14 protein-coding genes are annotated in these 19,401 nt (G+C 42.7%); 2 read left to right on the forward strand and 12 right to left on the reverse strand.

What is annotated here, in order from left to right:
* The first annotated feature begins 73 nt into the window (after positions 1 to 73).
* Positions 74 to 955, forward strand: a complete 882-nt coding sequence (locus MKY15_RS05425; protein ID WP_067213364.1) for an SDR family oxidoreductase — start codon at positions 74 to 76, stop codon at positions 953 to 955.
* Positions 956 to 1,250: 295 nt separating this feature from the next.
* Here MKY15_RS05425 and MKY15_RS05430 read toward each other — a convergent pair whose 3' ends face one another.
* From MKY15_RS05430 to MKY15_RS05455, 6 genes are all read right to left on the reverse strand, one after another.
* A complete protein-coding gene (locus MKY15_RS05430) occupies positions 1,251 to 3,452 on the reverse strand; it encodes a YhgE/Pip domain-containing protein (RefSeq protein WP_231885731.1) in 2,202 nt (733 codons plus the stop codon).
* Between the two features lie 69 nt (positions 3,453 to 3,521).
* Positions 3,522 to 4,091: a TetR/AcrR family transcriptional regulator gene (locus tag MKY15_RS05435; protein WP_067213367.1), complete on the reverse strand. Its 570-nt coding sequence runs from the start codon at positions 4,089 to 4,091 to the stop codon at positions 3,522 to 3,524.
* Between the two features lie 160 nt (positions 4,092 to 4,251).
* On the reverse strand, positions 4,252 to 6,126 hold the full coding sequence (gene abc-f / locus MKY15_RS05440; RefSeq protein WP_342539212.1) for an ABC-F type ribosomal protection protein: 1,875 nt from the start codon (positions 6,124 to 6,126) through the stop codon (positions 4,252 to 4,254).
* A gap of 168 nt (positions 6,127 to 6,294) precedes the next feature.
* A complete protein-coding gene (locus MKY15_RS05445) occupies positions 6,295 to 6,417 on the reverse strand; it encodes an RAxF-45 family protein (protein ID WP_257722493.1) in 123 nt (40 codons plus the stop codon).
* A 222-nt stretch (positions 6,418 to 6,639) separates the two neighbouring features.
* On the reverse strand, positions 6,640 to 8,244 hold the full coding sequence (locus MKY15_RS05450) for an ABC transporter permease (RefSeq protein WP_342539213.1): 1,605 nt from the start codon (positions 8,242 to 8,244) through the stop codon (positions 6,640 to 6,642).
* On the reverse strand, positions 8,244 to 9,164 hold the full coding sequence (locus tag MKY15_RS05455) for an ABC transporter ATP-binding protein (RefSeq protein ID WP_067213371.1): 921 nt from the start codon (positions 9,162 to 9,164) through the stop codon (positions 8,244 to 8,246). Before MKY15_RS05455 ends, MKY15_RS05450 begins: the two co-directional genes overlap by 1 nt.
* 156 nt (positions 9,165 to 9,320) lie before the next feature.
* Here MKY15_RS05455 and MKY15_RS05460 point away from each other — a divergent pair, with 156 nt between their 5' ends.
* Entirely contained in the window at positions 9,321 to 9,908 is a 588-nt protein-coding gene (locus MKY15_RS05460) for a TetR/AcrR family transcriptional regulator (RefSeq protein ID WP_067213374.1), read from the forward strand.
* Positions 9,909 to 10,088: 180 nt separating this feature from the next.
* Here MKY15_RS05460 and MKY15_RS05465 read toward each other — a convergent pair whose 3' ends face one another.
* From MKY15_RS05465 to MKY15_RS05490, 6 genes are all read right to left on the reverse strand, one after another.
* Positions 10,089 to 11,822, reverse strand: coding sequence for an ABC transporter ATP-binding protein (locus tag MKY15_RS05465; RefSeq protein ID WP_067213376.1), 1,734 nt, complete (start codon positions 11,820 to 11,822; stop codon positions 10,089 to 10,091).
* 510 nt (positions 11,823 to 12,332) lie between these two features.
* Positions 12,333 to 13,496, reverse strand: coding sequence for an aminotransferase class I/II-fold pyridoxal phosphate-dependent enzyme (locus MKY15_RS05470; protein ID WP_342539215.1), 1,164 nt, complete (start codon positions 13,494 to 13,496; stop codon positions 12,333 to 12,335).
* A 607-nt stretch (positions 13,497 to 14,103) separates the two neighbouring features.
* Entirely contained in the window at positions 14,104 to 14,802 is a 699-nt protein-coding gene (locus MKY15_RS05475) for an AIM24 family protein (RefSeq protein WP_342539216.1), read from the reverse strand.
* A 112-nt stretch (positions 14,803 to 14,914) separates the two neighbouring features.
* The gene (locus MKY15_RS05480) at positions 14,915 to 16,105 is read right to left on the reverse strand and encodes an acyl-CoA dehydrogenase family protein (protein ID WP_338654867.1); all 1,191 of its coding nucleotides are present in this window, start codon (positions 16,103 to 16,105) and stop codon (positions 14,915 to 14,917) included.
* Between the two features lie 58 nt (positions 16,106 to 16,163).
* Complete coding sequence (locus MKY15_RS05485) at positions 16,164 to 17,330, reverse strand: saccharopine dehydrogenase C-terminal domain-containing protein (RefSeq protein WP_338654865.1); 1,167 nt, start codon at positions 17,328 to 17,330, stop codon at positions 16,164 to 16,166.
* A gap of 24 nt (positions 17,331 to 17,354) precedes the next feature.
* Entirely contained in the window at positions 17,355 to 18,833 is a 1,479-nt protein-coding gene (locus MKY15_RS05490) for an aldehyde dehydrogenase family protein (RefSeq protein WP_067213389.1), read from the reverse strand.
* Positions 18,834 to 19,401: the final 568 nt, after the last annotated feature.

A 19,401-nucleotide genomic window follows, 5' to 3' on the forward strand; every position in this document is an offset into this window, starting at 1 on the left:
TAAACAATGTGTTTATAGAAATCGATTCAGGGAATAATCCCTCTATACGACAATCAGCAGAGGAGGAATTATTATGCCAAAAGATAAATACGAAAAAATTGATAATCAGGTTTCAGGGCAGACTCAGGACCAGCAACCTGGTGTAGAGGAGGAAATGAATCCGGCGCCGATTTATGACGATGAGAATTATAAAGGTTCAGGCAAATTGACAGGAAAAAGCGCTTTAATCACAGGCGGCGATAGCGGTATCGGTCGGGCAGTAGCCGTCGCCTTTGCAAAAGAAGGTGCGAATGTAGCGATTGCATATTTGAGTGAACAGGAGGATATCGACGCAGATAAAACGGTGAAGCTCATTGAAGGCTATGGTGGAAAAGCACTGAAAATCCGAATCGATATTAGTGAGGAAGAGCATTGCGAGCAATTGGTGGATGAGGTTGTTAATGAATTCGGTGGTTTGAATATTCTTGTCAACAATGCCGGTAAACAGTTTCCACAAAAAGATATCTCGTTGATTTCAGCCGATCAGCTTCGGGAAACGTTCGACACGAATTTCTTCGGTTTATTTTATATGACGAAGGCGGCTTTGAATCATATGACTGACGGCGATACCATCATCAATACCTCATCTATTACGGCGTATAATGGGTCAAAAGAATTGCTCGATTATTCCGCAACAAAAGGTGCGATTACTTCCTTTACACGTTCTATTGCACTAAACTTGGCCGAAAAAGGAATACGTGTCAACGCCGTTGCGCCTGGTCCAATTTGGACACCGCTCATTCCGGCCACGTTTGACGCAAAGAAAGTCAAAGAACATGGAGCAAACACACCGGTTAAACGTCGAGGCCAACCTGCTGAAAATGCGCCGGCTTATGTGTTTCTCGCTTCAAGTGATTCCAGTTATATGACTGGCCAGACAATACATGTTGATGGTGGCGATTTTGTAGGATCTTGAACGGATTGTATAACCATTCGTAGAAATTCCTATAAGGTATATTACTGCACGTTGTTTAGTTTCTGCAAAGCGTCGTCTAGTTGATGCGATACGTTGCTTAGTTCTTCGGTTACGTTGCGAACTCCGAATTATGTTGTTTAGTTTTAGGCAAACGTTGTCTAGTCGACGCAATGCGTTGTTTACTTTTGGCAGAATGGTGTCTTGTTCAGCCAAAACGTTACGAACTTTTAGCAACTAACAAAAAGCCCCTCTATCACGGAATTCCTTCCGCCTAGAGGGGCTACTTTAACTTAATTTACGCTTCTACTGTTTCTTTTGAATACCTCTTTTTGTAAAGAAGTGCAAAGTATCCGAATGTAATCGCAAGGAACGCGACCATGAATCCGATGAGAATACCGTTATTCATCCAAAGGAATGACATATTGCCTGTTGAGATGGCGGCTTTGAATGCTTGTACGGAATACGTCATCGGCAATAATGTGTTGAAAATTTGCAGTGGTGCCGGTATTAATTCGAGCGGGAATGTCCCTGCGCTTGTCGTCAATTGCAAGATCAGGACAAGGATTGCTACAAAACGTCCCGCGTCTGAAAGAATGGACACGCACATCTGTACAAGCGCAATGAATGTGTAGCTCGTGATGATCGCAGTCAAGACGAATAACGGTGTATTCACTGTTTCCATGCCGAGTGCAAATTTCACAACTCCTGCTGCGATAAGTGCCTGCAATAGACCGACGATCGCCAGCACAGAAACTTTACTTGTGAACCATCCGAATGCCCCTGTCGGTTTAATAGCCGGTTCGACTAGCGGGAAGACGATGGAAAGAAGAAGCGCACCAACAAATAATCCAAGTGACAAGAAGTATGGTGCAAAACCGGTACCATAGTTCGGTACTTGGTTAATGCCATCTTTCTCAACATCTACAGGTGCCCCGACCATTCCATATGTTTTGTCTGTCGGATTCACTTCACTAGCAGTTCCATTTGCTTCCGCAAGTTTTTCTTGCAGCGTCAATGTTCCTTCATCAAGTTCAACTATACCATCAGCAATTGTCGCTGATCCTTTAGCAAGTTCTTGCGATTTAGATGCAAGTGTTTCTGTTCCTGTTTGTAGTGTACCCGTTCCTTCTGTTAATGAAGTGAGGCCTGTTGCAAGATCGGATGACCCTTTCTGTGCAGCCGTGACGCCTTCAGAAAATTGTTTCAATCCAGCTGCAAGTGTATCGTTGCCTGACGCAAGAGCGTTCGCCCCTTCAATTAGTTGTGGGGAAGATCCGTTCAACTTCTCTAACCCAGCAAGTCCTTGACTATGTGCGCCGGAAAGTTGACCTGCAGCGCCATTTAAATCTGTGGTACCTGCCGCCATTGAAGCTGTACCAGCAGATAATTCTTTCATTCCGCCAGAAAGTTCAGCGCTTCCTTGTTTCAATTGGCCGAGTGTTTCTTTGATTGCAGTTTGTTGTTCCTCTGAAAGTTCAGCAAGAACAGGAGCGAGCTGTGTAGACAACCCCTCAATTCCAGCAGTTAAATTTCCGGCCGCACCAGAAAGCTGACCTGCCGCACCATTCAATTGCCCTGATTTCTCTTTCAATGTCCCAACAGCTGCGTTAAATTCTTGTTCCTTCTGACCCATTTGACCGTAACTTGCGGTCAATTGGCCGACACCTTCTGTATAGCCAGCGATGCCATCCTTAAGTCCTCCAGCTCCTGCTGACGCCTTTTGTGCACCTGCAAGAAGATCTTTTGACCCTTGCGATAAAGTACCGAGTCCTTTATTCAACTCATTGGCACCTTTAGCTGCATCGTTCGCTCCTTGTGCAAGTTTCTGTGAACCATCCGCAAGTGTAATCGTGCTACTTGCCAACGTTTCAAGATACCCTTTCAATTCATCTGCACCTGATGATAGTTTTGCGGCACCATCATGTAATTCACCGGCGCCGTCCGCCGCTTCACCGAATCCATCGCCCATTTCCGTAATGGAATCAAAGAGCTTTTCCGCGTACGTTGAAGCGACTTGTTCATTCACTTCTGCACGGATCCGATCCATTGCCGTTTCTCCGATCTGAGCAGATAGGAAGTTGAACCCTTCATTTGGCTTATAGACAATTGTCAGTTTTTCCGGTTCATCATCCAAAAGTGTTGTTGCATGTTCGGAGAAGTTTTCCGGTATTTCAATTACGACGTAATAATCTTCATTTTCGAGCCCATTTTCTGCATCTGATTTTGATACTTTCTTAAAATCAAACTGCTTACTGTCAATTAATTTATCGGTCAGTTCCTTCCCAAGGGCCAGTTGTTTGCCGTCCATTTCCGCCCCATTATCAAGGTCGACGATTGCAACAGGCAAATCACTCATATTGGCATATGGATTCCAAAACGCCCATAAAAACATGCCTGCATAAAGGACAGGGATAAACAATATAGCTATCAGTGGAACGATTATTTTTTTTGAACGTAAGAGCAGTTTCCACTCTGCCCATGTCATTGAATTTTTCATCTATTTACTTCCTCCTGTACTGGTTGACCACTTTCCTCAAGTAGTCATTTCAGAATAAAAAATAAAGTCTCAAACTAAGAGACTTTTAAAAATGGTCCCATTTAATAACGCAGCGATACGCTCTTCCGATAGCTCTTCATCGTGGGTTTTATCCCAGTCTGAGACAAGTGCGAGGTATGCTTTAAATAACATATATGCGACAAGTTCTGTATCGCAAGGCTTTACTTCACCTTTGGCAATTCCCTTTTCGATCTTCTCTTTTACATAAAAAACGATTTCTTTTTCAATTGCCTGTAGCACTTCACCTACGGCAGGTGTACGCAGTTCTTTTTCTTCATCTATTAACTTCACATACAATTGATGCGTTCCACGGAATTTGAGCATTTGCATCAGTCTAGCATGGGCATTTTGTTCAAAAGGTGCACCTTCAACAGAAACAGCATCTGCTTCCGCACGCATTTCGTTAATCATCTTCAATACAATGGCATTGAACAGTTCTTCTTTATTGGAGAAGAACGTATAGATTGTTCCTTTGCCGACATTCGCAATTTTCGCAACTTGGTCCATCGTTGTTGCTTTATAGCCGAACAGCGAAAATGATTTCGCGGCTCCCTCGAGAATTTCTTGCCTGCGGTCCATTTTCCCACCTCACTTTGAATGGATTATTTTATTGACCATAAAACCATTTCAGTCATCTAGTCACTATATTACTCCGCCTGAAAGAATTATGCAAGTTTTTTTTAAGAACGAAAAAGTCTGGGAAAGGATTACTCCCTCCCAGACTGTATACACTCCGTACCTATTCTACTTCTCTCATCCATATTTCATAATAAGACTCTAGCTCTTGTTTAATCACGGTAACTTCCGCCATGATTGATTCATATTTCATCCAATCAGATTCGTCTTCCGCTTCCTTTTCCAATGAATCGATTTTTTGTTCAAGTCTCGCTATTTCTTGTTCCACGTTTATAGTTACTTCTTTTTCCTTTTTATCTATCTTCGGCTTTTTCACTGCAATGGGTTCAGGCACTCCGACTACCATGCGACTTTGAATCTCTTGCCACTTTTCACGTGCCCAATTATAGGGTCCTTCAAATGTCGTCATGAGTCCATCTTCCAACCATGCTGTGCGAGAGAATAATTTATTCAAGAAATAACGATCATGTGAAACGGCAACGATTGTACCCGTAAAGTCTTCCAGTGCCTCTTCAAGCACTTCACGTGACTCAATATCCAAATGGTTTGTTGGCTCGTCAAGCACAAGGAAATTAACGTCCTGGTACATCAGCTGTGCCAATCGAAGCCGCATGCGCTCTCCACCGCTTAGGTCGCCAACTCGCATGAATACATCTGGACCGTAAAACATAAACTTCGCTAATATATGTCGGGCTTCCCCTTCGGCAATAGTTACTTCACCCCGAAAGACATCTATCAAACGCGCCTTCGGATCCGAAATTTCAAAGTGCTGCGACAAGAATCCGATTTTCACATTACTTCCCACTTTACTCATTCCAGTGTCAATCGGAAGCTCACCTAAAAGAATTCTCAGTACGGTCGATTTCCCGCATCCATTCCGCCCTACAATCGCTGTTCGATCCTTCCAATACACATGGAAGTCCGCACCCTTCAATAGCTCCTGTTGACCAAATGATTTCGTGATTCCTTCCATTACAACGACTTCCTTACCACTCCGTGGCGCAGCTTCAAACGACAAAGTCATTTTCTTCGGGTCGATAAGTGGCTTTCTTACCTTTTCCATCCGTTCTAGCGCCCGTTCCATATTGCGCGCTTGTCGGTGCAATCCAGGGTTTGGAGGATTGGCTTCATTTGCCCATTGGTGGAGCCGTTTAATGGCCTCTTTCATTTTTTTAATTTTCTTTTGTTGCTCTTCGTAATTTTGGAATTCCCTCATGAGACGCGCTTCTTTTTCTAGAATAAAGGCAGAATAATTCCCGTAATAAAGATGAATCTCCCCTTCTTCAAGATCAGCAACCTTCGTCACGACACAATCCAAGAAGTAACGGTCATGTGAAATAATAACTACTGTTCCTGAGTAATCCGTTAAATATGCTTCCAACCATTCAACTGCAAATAAGTCCAAATGATTCGTCGGTTCATCCAATAACAACAAATCAGGTTTCGTTAATAATAGCTTCCCAAGCATAATCTTCGTCTGTTCGCCACCGCTCAATTGCCCAAAAGAACGTCCAACAAACGGTTTCAATTGCAATCCATTGATGACTTTCTCAATTTCCGAATCTACGGCATAGCCCTCACGATTGGCGAATTCCTCCTGTAAATCTCCGTATACCCGAAGCAACTTATCCATGTCCGCGTTTCCGGCATTGGCTAGCTCTGCTTCTAACTCCGACATTTTTGCCTGCATTTCTTTTAGTTCTACAAATGCACTGTTGAGCACATCATAACCGGTCGTTTCTTTTTCATATAAAGGGATTTGCGCTAAATAGCCTATCTTTGTACCCTTTTTAAAATGAATTGCCCCACTGTCAGGTTGCTCCGCTCCCGAAATCAACTTAAATAACGTTGTTTTCCCACTACCGTTCCGTCCGACAACACCTAATTTATCACCTGTTTTAATGTCCAAAGAAAGATTCTCAAAAATCATATTCCCACCGAGCATTTTGCTTATTTGTTGAACTGTACATATCATCATTTTCCGCTTCCCCTCGTCCTGTTTTCACAACTGGAAGCATCTCACGAAAAGAGCTAGCGCCTTGGTAGACCCAAAAAGCACTGGAGTCTAGACAACAAAAAAGACCGCGTGTAAGCGATCTTCCCCTTAAAAATTTTCGCAAGGAATGCATGCTAAACAGCTGTGTGATTACTGAAATTGTCTAGAAAAGGACAGACTCGTCCCGTCGACTGCAATTTCATGAGTAATCGCACATGAAGTGGCTAAATATTCCAATAGACTTCCACGTGCATACACAGTGTCTAACATCATTCCTCACCCCCGCTCACTAATAGTAAGAATAGTTTAACACGGATAGGTTTTTATGGCAAGAATTGTATAGATGACTTCTATACAACATTTAGGACAAGTGAATGTACACGAGGTTACTTAAAATCATGTTTTGTTAATAATATTTCACATATTATTAACAAGAGTACATCACTTAGATATTCTTGAGGTGTACTTTTGGTTTTATCAGAGTACAAATATAGCTCAGCCTTCAATATCCCGTTTCGAATACCCGATAAAGCCGACAATCACTAACACACCCGCAAAAACTGTCAGTATGAAGAACATCATAAAATTCATACCTTCAACAGGAAGTTGAGGAATATGACCATATGGAGATAGATTACCCATCCATTCCGGAAATTTAAGCAACCCACCTAAGTAAACAACAATGAATGAATAGAGCAAGTATACCCAAGTTAAACTCGTCACTCTCGGTGCAATCCCAATGAGAAGTACCGCAAACCCAATCATAATCCATATCGCAGGGAGATAAACCATTGCCGCCCCGTAAATCATTCCAAAAGAGATACCCCCGTCTATAACGACTACACCTGCTGACCAAAGACCGATTGCTGTAAGAGACAACATTACAAAGCTGACGGCAATGGCAACGCTAAACGTGCTGCCCATCAGCCGCAAACGGGATACCGCCCGACTTAGTAAATGCTCCGTACGCTCCTTCCTCTCTTCCCCTATCAACTTGAGCATGGCCATTAGAGCCGGAATTGTGCAGATCATCGCCATAATGGACATAAGCATTGGGATGAATTGTTCTGTTAATGAAAGCCCTTCAACAGGTGCTATAAGATCCTTCATTATGTCGATATCTTCAAAGAAGGAATCCAAGTCCCCTAAAACCGAGCCATAAGAGGCGCCTAGCACGTACATTCCAATTGCCCAGGCTATTAACGATGTACGCTGAAGCCTTAACGTCAACCCAAGCGGGCTTTGTAAAAAGGCTGATGCATGTTTTTTCCCAGGTTTGGAGGATAAAAATCCCGATCCTAGATCACGGATAGCATTCAGATAGAGTGCGACAATGACCAAGATAAGTGCGGCACCAATCGTCAGTAAAATTGGCCACCAGTAATTATTCACATATACTTGCGCACCCAATACCCAACCAAACGGCGAAAACCAAGAAAGTCCCTCATTGCCTACATCCCCTATTGCACGGATGAAATAAGCAATACCCAACGCTGTAAAGGATAATCCGGTCGTGCCTCGAGAACTTTCCGAAATCTGTGCAAACACTGCAGTTAGCGCTGTGAAAAAAATACCTGTTGCCGCTAAAGCCGCTCCATATAAGAGCGAACCTTCCATACCCATACCTTCTATATTCAGAACGGACAAACCAATACCGATAATGAGCGCCATGATGACATTCACTCCGCATATAACAAGAATGGTTGCATGTAAATTTGATAATCGTCCAGTAGGAAGCGAACGGATCATTTCAATACGTCCGTCCTCTTCATCCGCTCTTGTATGACGTACAACAAGTAAGATACTCATAATTGCAACTGCCACAGCTGTGAAGAGCAACATTTGGTGAGCCATCATAGCACCTGACGTGTAATTTTCTAAGCCATATCCTTTACCGACCATCGCAGTCATGGCAGGGTTCTTCATCGTTTCAGCAATTGCCTGTCTGTCTTGCTCCGTCGCGTAAAGATCTGTAAATGAGAGGGCGATAGAAAATGTAAGAATCGCTAAAGATAGCAACCAAATCGGAAGTCGGATACGATCTCTTCTTATGATTAAACGAGATAAAGTTCCAGTGTTTTTGTACAAATGCTTCGCCATTAAGACGCACCTCCCACTCCCGTTTCTTCAGTTCCCTCAGAGTTTCCTTCATAGTACCCCATAAATAAATCCTCTAAAGTTGGTGGTGCACTTTCCAATTTCACAATACCGAATTGACTAATATGTTTCATAACAGTGTCCAATGCTTCAGTTTCTACTTGGAATGACAGTGCTTGATTTTTCTCTTTAATATCATAGACACCTGTTATTTCTTGTAACAACGTAATCGGTTGTTTTGTCTCTACCAAAAGATTTGTACGTGTTAAATGTCGTAATTCACGTAAAGTTCCTGTTTCGATAATCTTCCCTTGCCTAATAATACCAACCCTGTCACACAACTTTTCTACTTCAGATAAAATATGACTGGAAAGCAGGACACTCTTCCCTGCTCTTTTCACATCCATCACACACTGTTGGAAAACTTGTTCCATTAACGGATCAAGGCCTGACGTCGGTTCATCCAATATATAAAGATCTGCTTCTGACGAGAAGGCAGCAATCAATGCCACCTTTTGCCGGTTTCCTTTTGAATACGTTCTACATTTTTTAGTTGGATCTAAATCGAATTTGCGAATGAGTTCCTCACGCCGACTTTCATGATTTGCCCCTCGCAATTTCACGAATAAATCAATTACCTCACCACCGGTTAAATTTGGCCACAGATTCACATCTCCAGGCACATAAGCAATACGCTTATGTATTTCAACTGCGTCTTCCCACGCATCCTTACCAAAAATCTCAACAGTTCCCTCTGTTGCCTTTAAAATTCCGAGTAATACGCGGATAGTGGTAGACTTTCCAGCACCATTCGGACCGATGAAACCAAAAACTTCTCCTTTGTTCAATTCAAGGTCTATTCCATCTAAAGCTGTAAAACCACCGAACTTTTTCGTTAAATTGGTCGTTTTTAATACAGTCATTATTAATCCCCCATTCATAAAAAACGTATTAGTTTTGAAATATTATAGTCTTTATAGTTCATAATATAAGAAAACAAACTCCTTAGCAATAGTTTATGCACTATTTATATTGTTTTATTACATATCTTCCGCTAAACTAGCAATGAGGTGAAAGAGGTGGATGGATTTCAACGACGTAGAGAACAAAAAGAAAATGCGATTCTACAAGCCGCATTGACATTATTTATGGATGCTGGTGTCCAAAAAGTTTCGATTGCTGAAATCGCTGCGAAAGCGAATGTATCTCAGGTTACGATTTATAAATACTTTGAAAGTAAAGAAAATTTAACCCAGCTCGTTCTCAAATTCTATGTAGACCAAATATGGGAAGAACAAAAAAAGCAATTAAATAGTGATCTTCCTTTTTTGGATAAAATAAAGCAAATTACTTTCAGCAAAAGTGACTATGCAAATCAATTTAACAGCCAATTTTTCCAATACTTTATGAATGATTATTCAACCGGAAAAAGTTATGTTGAAGAAATATATACAAGAGAAGCAATTCCTCGCATGATTGCTTTGTTTGACGAGGGAAAAGAGCAAGGGTTTATTGATCAAAACATGTCGAATGAAGCAATTTTAGTTTATATGCAAATGTTTAAAGACTATTTACAGCAAAAAGATGTCTCCTTAACTGTACTCCCGATGACTGAAGATCTTATAACGCTTTTCTTTTATGGGATAGTCGGAAAAAAAGAGGAGTAAACCTCGTTAACATACAAAAAGGTGTTGCCCTATGAGTCGCTAAATTTCCGACTTGTGGGCAACACCTTTTTTAAAAGATAAGTATACGTTTTCAACTAGGTACAGTGTCTAGTTCCAGACGACCTCTGTTTTTCATGTACAATATAAAGCAAATCGAACAGCTCTTCCCTATTTTCTCTCTTACGCCAATTGTTGTTCAGCAAATTCACGATACAACGCATGTGATTGTATCAATTCTTTATGAGTTCCACTGCCCGTCACTTGCCCATTTTCGATGAAAATGATTTTATCTGCATCGACAATAGTTGATAACCTGTGGGCAATGACGAATGTTGTACGCCCTTCCATCAATCGCGTCAGTGCATCTTGAACGACGCCTTCCGATTGGCTATCCAGGCTCGCAGTTGCTTCGTCCATCATCAAGATCTTTGGATCCCGTAAAAAAGCACGAGCGATGGCGATACGTTGCCTTTGCCCTCCAGAAAGTTTCACACCTCGTTCGCCGACTTCTGTATCCAATCCTTTCGAAAATGTTTTAACAAATTCGTCGGCATACGCCATTTCAGCGACTTCCCAAAGCCTTTGATCCGAAATGCTGGCCCCATTTTCTAAACCGTAACATAAGTTTTCACGAATTGTCCCCGCCATCATGGCACTCTCTTGTGAAACGTAACCGATTTGACTACGCCACGACGCCATCGACAACTCTTTTATCGGCACACCGCCAATTTGAATTTCACCGGATGTCGGTTCGTAAAAACGCTCAAGTAATCCGAACATCGTCGTTTTCCCTCCACCACTCGGTCCGGCGAACGCAATCATTTCACCAGGCTGGGCCTCAAAGGACACATTTCCAATCACCGGCTCGTCGTCTTCATAGGCAAACGATACGTCTACAACTTGAATTGGTTTGTTCGTAATATCCATCACCAGGCCATCTTGTCCTTCTTCCAATGGCAATTCCAAAATGTCGATAATACGCTCTGTTGCGCCTTTCGCTTTCTGCAATTGCGTGAAGAACATCGCAAATGATGTAATCGGAAAAATAATTTGGAACAGATACAATAGGAATGCAACAAGTGCACCTGTCGACATTGTACCGTTTGCAACACGCATACCGCCGTACCCAATAATCATGACAATGACCACCATAACAACTAGATACATAAAGGGAGCAATCAGAGCAGTGATTCGAGCTTCTTTCAAGCCAAAACCGAGTAATTTCCCGATTCCAGCTTTTCCACTCGCCTCTTCGTTCTGTTCAGCATTAGAAGCTTTCATCAAGCGAATTTCGCCGAGTGTCTGTTGAATATTGCCTGTGAATATAGCTGTTTCATCTTGTAATCCACGAGAAATTTTCGCCATTTTGGTGCCTAATGGAATCATAATTCCCACTGTAATTGGAACCGAAATCAACATGATAAGTGTCATTTTCCAATCCATAATAAGCAGGATCGTCACCGCACCTATAATCGAAATGATACCCGTAATGAATTGCGGGAAATGTTGCGTAATCAATTCTTTCACGATTCCCGTATCATTGACGACACGGCTCACCGTTTCACCGCTAGATTCCTTGTCAAAATGACTGACAGGCAAACGAAGCAGTTTTGTCCACATTCTTTCACGTAATCTCGCAACTACTTTTTGTCCTACATAACTTAGCAAATAAATGGATACCCCATCAATTACTGCTTGAACAATAAATGCTACCCCGATAGCAATCATTATCGGGACGCTTAACGAGGCAACTGAAAAGCCATCCACTAAGTTTTTCGTTAGTAAAGGAACAACCAAACCTGCAAGTGTTGTCAACACACCTGCCGTCAAGCCTACAGCCAAAGCTAGCTTCGGGATTCCTGTTGATAAAATCAGAGAGAAAAACGGCTTCAAGCCGACTTTTTTCTTGTCCATAGTTTTTAACTCCATTCCGTTGAATCTTTTAATAAGTTCATTTTAGTAGATGTATGTAAACTCAATATCAACAAACTACATTTTGTCACTCGAAATAAATAAATCCAACAACTTATTTTGAATGCATCTATCCAAAGGAACTTGGTAAGATACCCTGGTTTACAAATTGGATCACCGAGAAGTCCATTCAAGTTCTCGGGACGGATTATTCCCGTGATATTATTACAAATGTACCCATAAAATCGGATCATCATAACGTTGAATACGCGAGAAAAGTTGCACAGGATTCACTTGACTACTTAAACTATATTAACAGGAATCAAATCCGGGCGTTCACTATTCATATAATGTGTGCAGACTATTAGGATTGCTTGATTATCGTATATAGTAAAATCTTAACCCAATTCAATCTATAAATACACTTTACAAGATTGACCCGTACTTAAATAAACTCCCAATAAAAAGGTTAGCAGGGACAGATATCTCCGTCCCACGCTAACCTTACACCGCTTAAATACTAAAATTCCGTAATCGATCAACCGCTTTCTGCAGCACATCTACTTTCTGAACAAGCGCCAACCGAACGTATCCAGCGCCTTCAGAACCGAAGATACTACCCGGAACCATGACAACACCACATTGGTCGATTACTTTAAATACAAATTCCTTATCATCCATCTCAAACGGATATTTTGCCCATACAAACATCCCGCCGTTTGAAGGAGTAGCAGACCAACCAATCTCCTCCATGCCTTTCATTAATACCCTATGGCGCGCAGAAAATTCTGCCCGCAGGCGATCCGTAATCTCTTCCGCATTATCGAGCGCCATGACAGCCGCTTCCTGAATCGGACCGAACGTTCCATAATCCAAATTTGATTTGAGTTGTCTTAAAATATGTACTATCTCAGCATTACCTACGATATAGGCGATACGTGCACCGGCAAGGCTAAAGCTTTTAGATAATGAATTAATCTCCATTCCGACCTCCATTGCACCGGGAGTCGATAGAAAACTAATTGGAGAATCACCTGTAAAATAGTATTCAGAATAAGCAGCGTCATGAAGCACAATAATATTGTATTTCTTGGCGAAAGCTACTACTTTCTCGAAAAATGCACAATTCGGCATAGCAGGAACAGGGTTTCCTGGTAGATTCAAAATCAGCAATTTAGCTTTTTGTGCAATGTCTTCAGGAATTTCATCCAAATTAGGTAGAAACCCGTTTTCTGCACGTAATGGCATCTCATATGGAACAGCGCCAGCAAGCTTAATGCCAGCCTCATAAGCTACGTAAGCAGGATTCGTTGTCAACACAAAGTCCCCTTCATTGCAAAAAGCGAGTGGCAGATGGACAAGTCCTTCTTGAGAACCCATTGTTTGAATGATTTCCGTTTCAGGATTGAGCGTAACACCGGAACGTCGTTCATAATAATTCGCGACGGCTTCGTTAAAACGTTTTGTGCCGCCAAGTGTATAGCCATATGTATTCGCTAGAGCGCTTTGTTCTGATAACACACGTCTCACTTTTTCGTCAGGAGGAAGATCCGGACTCCCAAGACTTAAATCAAAGACTTCAGCGCCCGTTGCTTTTTTCGCTTCGGCTGCTACTTTTAAATCGCCGAAAATGGCAGGTGCAAAAATGGACATTTTTAACGAAGGTTCAATCTTCAATGGGAAACACTCCTTGTTTGTGGGAAATTGTTTTTAAGGAGTATTTTATCACAAACCATGTAACTAGTGTAAATAAGGTTGTAAAAAGGTAATTTGATTAACCATTTATTCGCATAAAATACTAGCGAGAAGGGCTTGATAACCCCCATTTCCACTGGACTATTTTCGGCCCGCTTTCGACTACCTATTCATGACAGATTTACTGAGGGGTACTAGTGTGGCTACACTATTCAAGTGAAAAATGCAGTTATTTTGGAAGAAAATAATTTATGACATTCTATATAGTGTGTAAGCGTCCGCTCGGAACGGAAATCAACGGGATTAAGGTAATCGTACTTTTTCAGTGCCTTCCTACGTGTACTTATGCATTCGGAGTGCGACGGATGAAGAACCACCATACAATTATCGGAAAAACTGTGTAGGGATGCGACTGTGTTGCATCCCTACACATCCAGACATCTAGATAATGGTAGAGTAGTCGTTCAATCCAAGAAATCCAATTGCAACTATGCACGTAGCACCCAGTGTATGATCATTAATTTACTGGTTGGTTAATCAACAGACGTGGCATTCCATATCTTTGAATTCAACAGCACAAGCTTGTTAGTCACGAGGATCCATTCCCAGCCATATAAACTTCTTCAAACGGTTGAATAATAACGAAACCTTCACCGCTAAACTCCATTTGAATCGATTCTCCACTACCGCGACCAAAGAAGGTCTTAATACTAATATCTGTTCGGAACTCCGGTGTTAAATGGCCAGACCAGGCGACTGTTGCATTAGGATCTGTAATGACGGGTTCTCCAGGATGGACAAGTAGCGTTAGCGGCTCGAAATGGGTAGTAATCGCAACCTTCCCCTTCCCTTTCAACGTTACGTTGAACAGTCCACCAGACATCATGCCTGCCACTTTCTTCATAAGCTTAATATCCCATTCAATAGTTGGCTCAAACGCAAGAAGATCATTGCCGTTCACCGTAATCGATTCATTATTCAAATCGAAAATGGTTATCTTCTTCCCTTGATCCGCTAAGTAAAGCCGACCATTCCCTGTTGCTTTCATCAGTGAAGTACCTTCACCCGTGAGCGCTTTTTTAAACATCATGCCTACACCATGCTCAAGCACCTTTTCCCGCTCGAATTTAATCTGACCCGCATATGAGATCATGGAGCCCATCTTTGCCCAGACAAAGTCGGTTAAATTCACTTCCAGAATTCGCGGTGTTTCCAATTCAAAGTATTCACTTTCCCGCTCATCCTGCTTTGTTTGTTTAATGAATTCATTAATCGTATATTTCCCCATCTATATCTCCCCTTTCGTAACAATGCCTATTACTTATTATCGAAACTTAATCTTCGACTGTCATTGTACCAAGAAAAAATCCTGAGAGGTCTTCCCCTTCAGGACTGTAATTTCACTCAAACGGCCATTCAGGTAGCCGATTACTCAATTTCTTATCTTCACGATACCCAAGCACATATTCTGCCTGCATAACCGTATGGATCTCACGCGTTCCTTCATAGATAACAGGCGCCTTTGAGTTTCGCAGGAACCTGGCGACAGGGTATTCATCCGAATAACCATAAGCCCCATGAATTTGGAATGCATCATCTGCTGCTTTATTGGCAAAATCGCATGCCTGCCATTTCGCCAGCGACGTCTCGCGCGTATTGCGCAAGCCGTTATTTTTCATGTCACCTGCTCGATAGACAAGAAGTCGGCTCATCTGATAGCCCGCTTCCATGTTAGCAATCATTTGTTGGACGAGTTGGTGTCTGCCAATTTCCTTACCGAACGTTTCCCGTGCATGACAATATTTCACGCTTTCTTCGAGGCAACCCATTATTAAGCCAACCGCTCCCGCAGCGACAGTGAAACGACCATTATCAAGTGACGCCATGGCAATTTTAAATCCATCGCCTTCTTCACCTAATAAATTCGCAGCCGGGATACGCATATCTTCGAAAAATAGTTCGCCTGTATTGCCTGCACGAATACCGTATTTCCCTTTGATCGCTTTCGATGAAAAACCTGGTGTCGTTCGTTCGACGATGAACGCGCTAATACCATGGTGTTTTTTCGCTTTATCCGTATAGGCGAAAACGAGGAAATGATCCGCAACATCACAAAGGGAAATCCATGTTTTTTGACCGTTTAATACATAGTCATCTCCGTCACGCACGGCAGTTGTTGCCATTGCCGCAACGTCGGAACCTGCACCTGGTTCTGTCAACCCGAATGCACCTATTTTTTCACCCTTCGCTTGTGGCACAAGGTATTTCTGCTTCTGTTCTTCATCGCCCCACTGCAGTATACTCATCGAGTTCAAGCCAATATGGACCGATACCGCTGTCCGGAACGCCGTATCTCCACGCTCCAATTCTTCACACAGTATTGCGAGCGAATTATAATCCATTCCACTGCCACCATATTGTTCGGGTATACACACGCCCATGAAGCCAAGATCCGCAAGCTTCTTCCAAATCGACTGATCGAATCCACCTTGTGCATCCCATTTCTGGATATGGGGCATAATTTCTGCGTCGACAAACTGACGCGCCGTTTTCCTCAGCATCTTCTGTTCTTCCGTAAATCCGAAGTCCACCTCTTCATCTCCTTTCATAAACCACTATGTCGTTAGTGAGATTAGAAACTATACGTTTTCAACATGGAACATTGTTCGACTCAATACTTTCTTCGATAACGACACCGCGCTTTTTCATCTCTTCAATATACAATTCACCGGGTACGATATTCTCTGGCGGATGGACTCCACGTTTCGAAATAGTGCCATTGCCAATCATTTGTGCCACGATGGAAATCGTATTTGCCGTCGCACGAGCCATCGCAGTCTCGTTTACTGCAGTGTCTTTCTCCGTAATAAGGTCATATTCGTATGTTACTGGCATAGCACTTTTTTCACCGCTCACAATAACGCGTAGCAACACTGCATCTGATTTATTACCGAGGCGAAGTTGCGGCGACAGATGTTCTCTCATGACGTCGCGTACCTTCACTTTTTGACCGTCAACAGTCACTTCGTTGTCCCGAGATAACAAACCTAGATCGACAAGCAGCTGGAACTTCTCCGCGTGCCCTTTGTAACGAATCGTTTTGTATTCTAGTGTCTCCACGTCAGGGAACGACTTCGTTAGAGTCGACGTGCCGCCTGATGTATGAAATGCTTCAAGCTCGCCGTATTTATCAAAATGGATTGTTTCGATTTCGGACAATGATGGAACTTCCAACAGTTGCCCGTTTCGAATAACGTGGGAAGGGTCAGTGTAATGATCAAACACGCCTTCCAGTGAAAAGACGACATTATAATTAAGTGGCGGCTCCGGCTTTATCGGAATTCCTCCAACATATAGTTTGATGGAATTAACCTTTTCGAGTTTTCCCGCCCCGTAACCAGTAAGAATATTAATCATTCCAGGAGCTACCCCTAGATCCGGAATGATTGTCACGCCTTTCGCAATCGCCTGATCCGCCAGACCGAGCACCGCATCCGTAGCGCCACCGATATGACCGCCAAGATCAATGGAATGAACACCGATATCTACTGCGATTCGGGCAACTTTTTCATTAAACGTATAGAATAGCGCATTGATAACCACATCTCCTAGTGCCATCACTTCGCTTAATTGCTTATCGTTTTTCGCATCCAGTAATAGGATATCAAGCTTGTCGGACATGAGTTCCTCCGCAAAGTCTTCCGCTTGCTTGACGTTCAGATCCGCTAAATAAACTTTTTCGACATCATCACCCTTCACTAGATCGCGTGCCGCCTCTTTCCCCATTAAACCTGCTCCAAGTATGACAACCTTCATTTCCCCATCCCCTTACGTTAGGTATTAATCCGTGTCAATCTGCGCCCGTTGCAATTTCCCGCTGAAGTCTATATAAATACTCTTCCATTCAGTGAAGACATCAAGTGCAGCAACGCCAGAATCGCGGTGTCCGTTGCCCGTCCCCTTTGTTCCGCCGAATGGCAGATGGATTTCGGCACCCGTCGTTCCCGCATTCACGTAGACAATACCTGTATCTAGATCACGTTGTGCTCGGAATACTTTATTGACATCGCGTGAGAAAATCGAACTTGAAAGTCCAAATTTCACACTGTTATTAACCTCAATGGCTTCATCTAGACTTGAAACTTCAATCAGCGAAACAACAGGTCCGAAAATCTCTTCTTGCGCAAGGCGGCTATCCCATTTCACATCTGTGAATAAAGTTGGTTCGTAATAATGACCATCTGCAAGCTTTCCATCTGTTAATATATGTCCACCTGCAAGAAGTTTCGCACCTTCATCCTTACCAATTCCGACGTAGCCATGAATTTTATCAAGCGCTTTTTGATTGATTACTGGGCCAATTTTTACTGATTCGTCCATTCCATCGCCAATCGATAACACTTTCATCGCTTCCACGAGTTTTTGCTCGAGTTCTTCCTTTACATCTGTATGCACGATGACACGGCTACATGCCGTACAACGCTGACCCGCTGTTCCGAATGCACTCCAAAGAATCCCTTCCACTGCCAGTTCGATATCCGCATCATCCATAACGATGACCGCATTTTTACCACCCATTTCAAGTGATACTTTTTTCAAATGACGTCCACCTGTTTCCGCAACATGACGACCTGTTTCAGTCGACCCTGTGAATGATATAACGCGAACATCAGGGTGTTCAATCATTGCCGTCCCAACTTCTGCTCCCGACCCGAAAACGATATTCGCAACGCCTGCCGGGAGTCCTGCTTCTTCAAATATAAGCGCCATTTCATACGCCATCATAGGTGTTTCCGTCGCCGGTTTCCAAATGAAAGTATTGCCCGCGACAATTGCTGGGAACGATTTCCATGTCGCAATTGCCACCGGAAAGTTCCAAGGTGTAATAAGTCCGACAACACCGATTGGTGCACGGACACTCATTGCGAACTTGTCTTGAAGCTCTGAAGGTACTGTTTCCCCGAACATGCGGCGTCCCTCACCAGCCATGTAGAACGCCATATCAATGCCTTCCTGCACTTCACCGCGCGCCTCTTCGATGACCTTCCCCATTTCTTTCGTCAACACTTGCGATAAGTGTTCTTTCTTTTCTTTCATAAGTCGTCCAATTTCATATAAAAAGTCTGCACGTTTCGGTGCGGGAACGAGTGCCCATTTTTTCTGAGCCTCTTTCGCCGACTTTACTGCAAGACTCACATCTTCTTTAGTCGATAATCTTACTTGTGCCAACTCCTTACCATTTGCTGGATTCAAGACTGCAGTATAATCTGCTCCCCCTGCCTCCTGCCATGTACCTCCGATATAATTGTTCAGTTGCATTGCAACATTCCCCTTTCTATAACACAGCATTTTGAAAGCGCTCACATCTATTTAACTAATTTCGACATTTCCTACGCAATTCCTTTAATCTTCCGACAACTATAATTTTACTTCCCTCCTACTTAAACACAATAAGCTATGAAAAACCCCCAATAACCAAGCTATTCGAGGGATGAGATTATTATTCATACTATGAACCCCATTTCCTCGAATTTTTCTCTTTGTCAGCACCACACCGAACGTGAGATAATTTCTCTTCACCTTCATCCCTGTTTAAAGTTCATATACAAAATACCACGTCCGTTGATTAACCATTTTCTTGCATAAAGAGCAGGTAAGAAAGGCTTGAAAAACTCTATTTTCACTCAATCATTTCCGGTCTGCTTTCGGCGAACTATTCATGACATCTTTACCGAGTGGCAAGTATGGCTAGAAATGACTACGTCATTCCTAGCCATACTTGTTTCGATCATCCTGTTGCGAATAGTTGCCTGTCGCATTCCTACAACGTTCAAGTGAAAAATACAGCTATTTTCCAAAAAAGAATAGATGACTTTTATAAAGGTTG

This window comes from Sporosarcina sp. FSL K6-1540, from assembly GCF_038620285.1.
Classification (GTDB): Bacteria; Bacillota; Bacilli; order Bacillales_A; family Planococcaceae; genus Sporosarcina; species Sporosarcina psychrophila.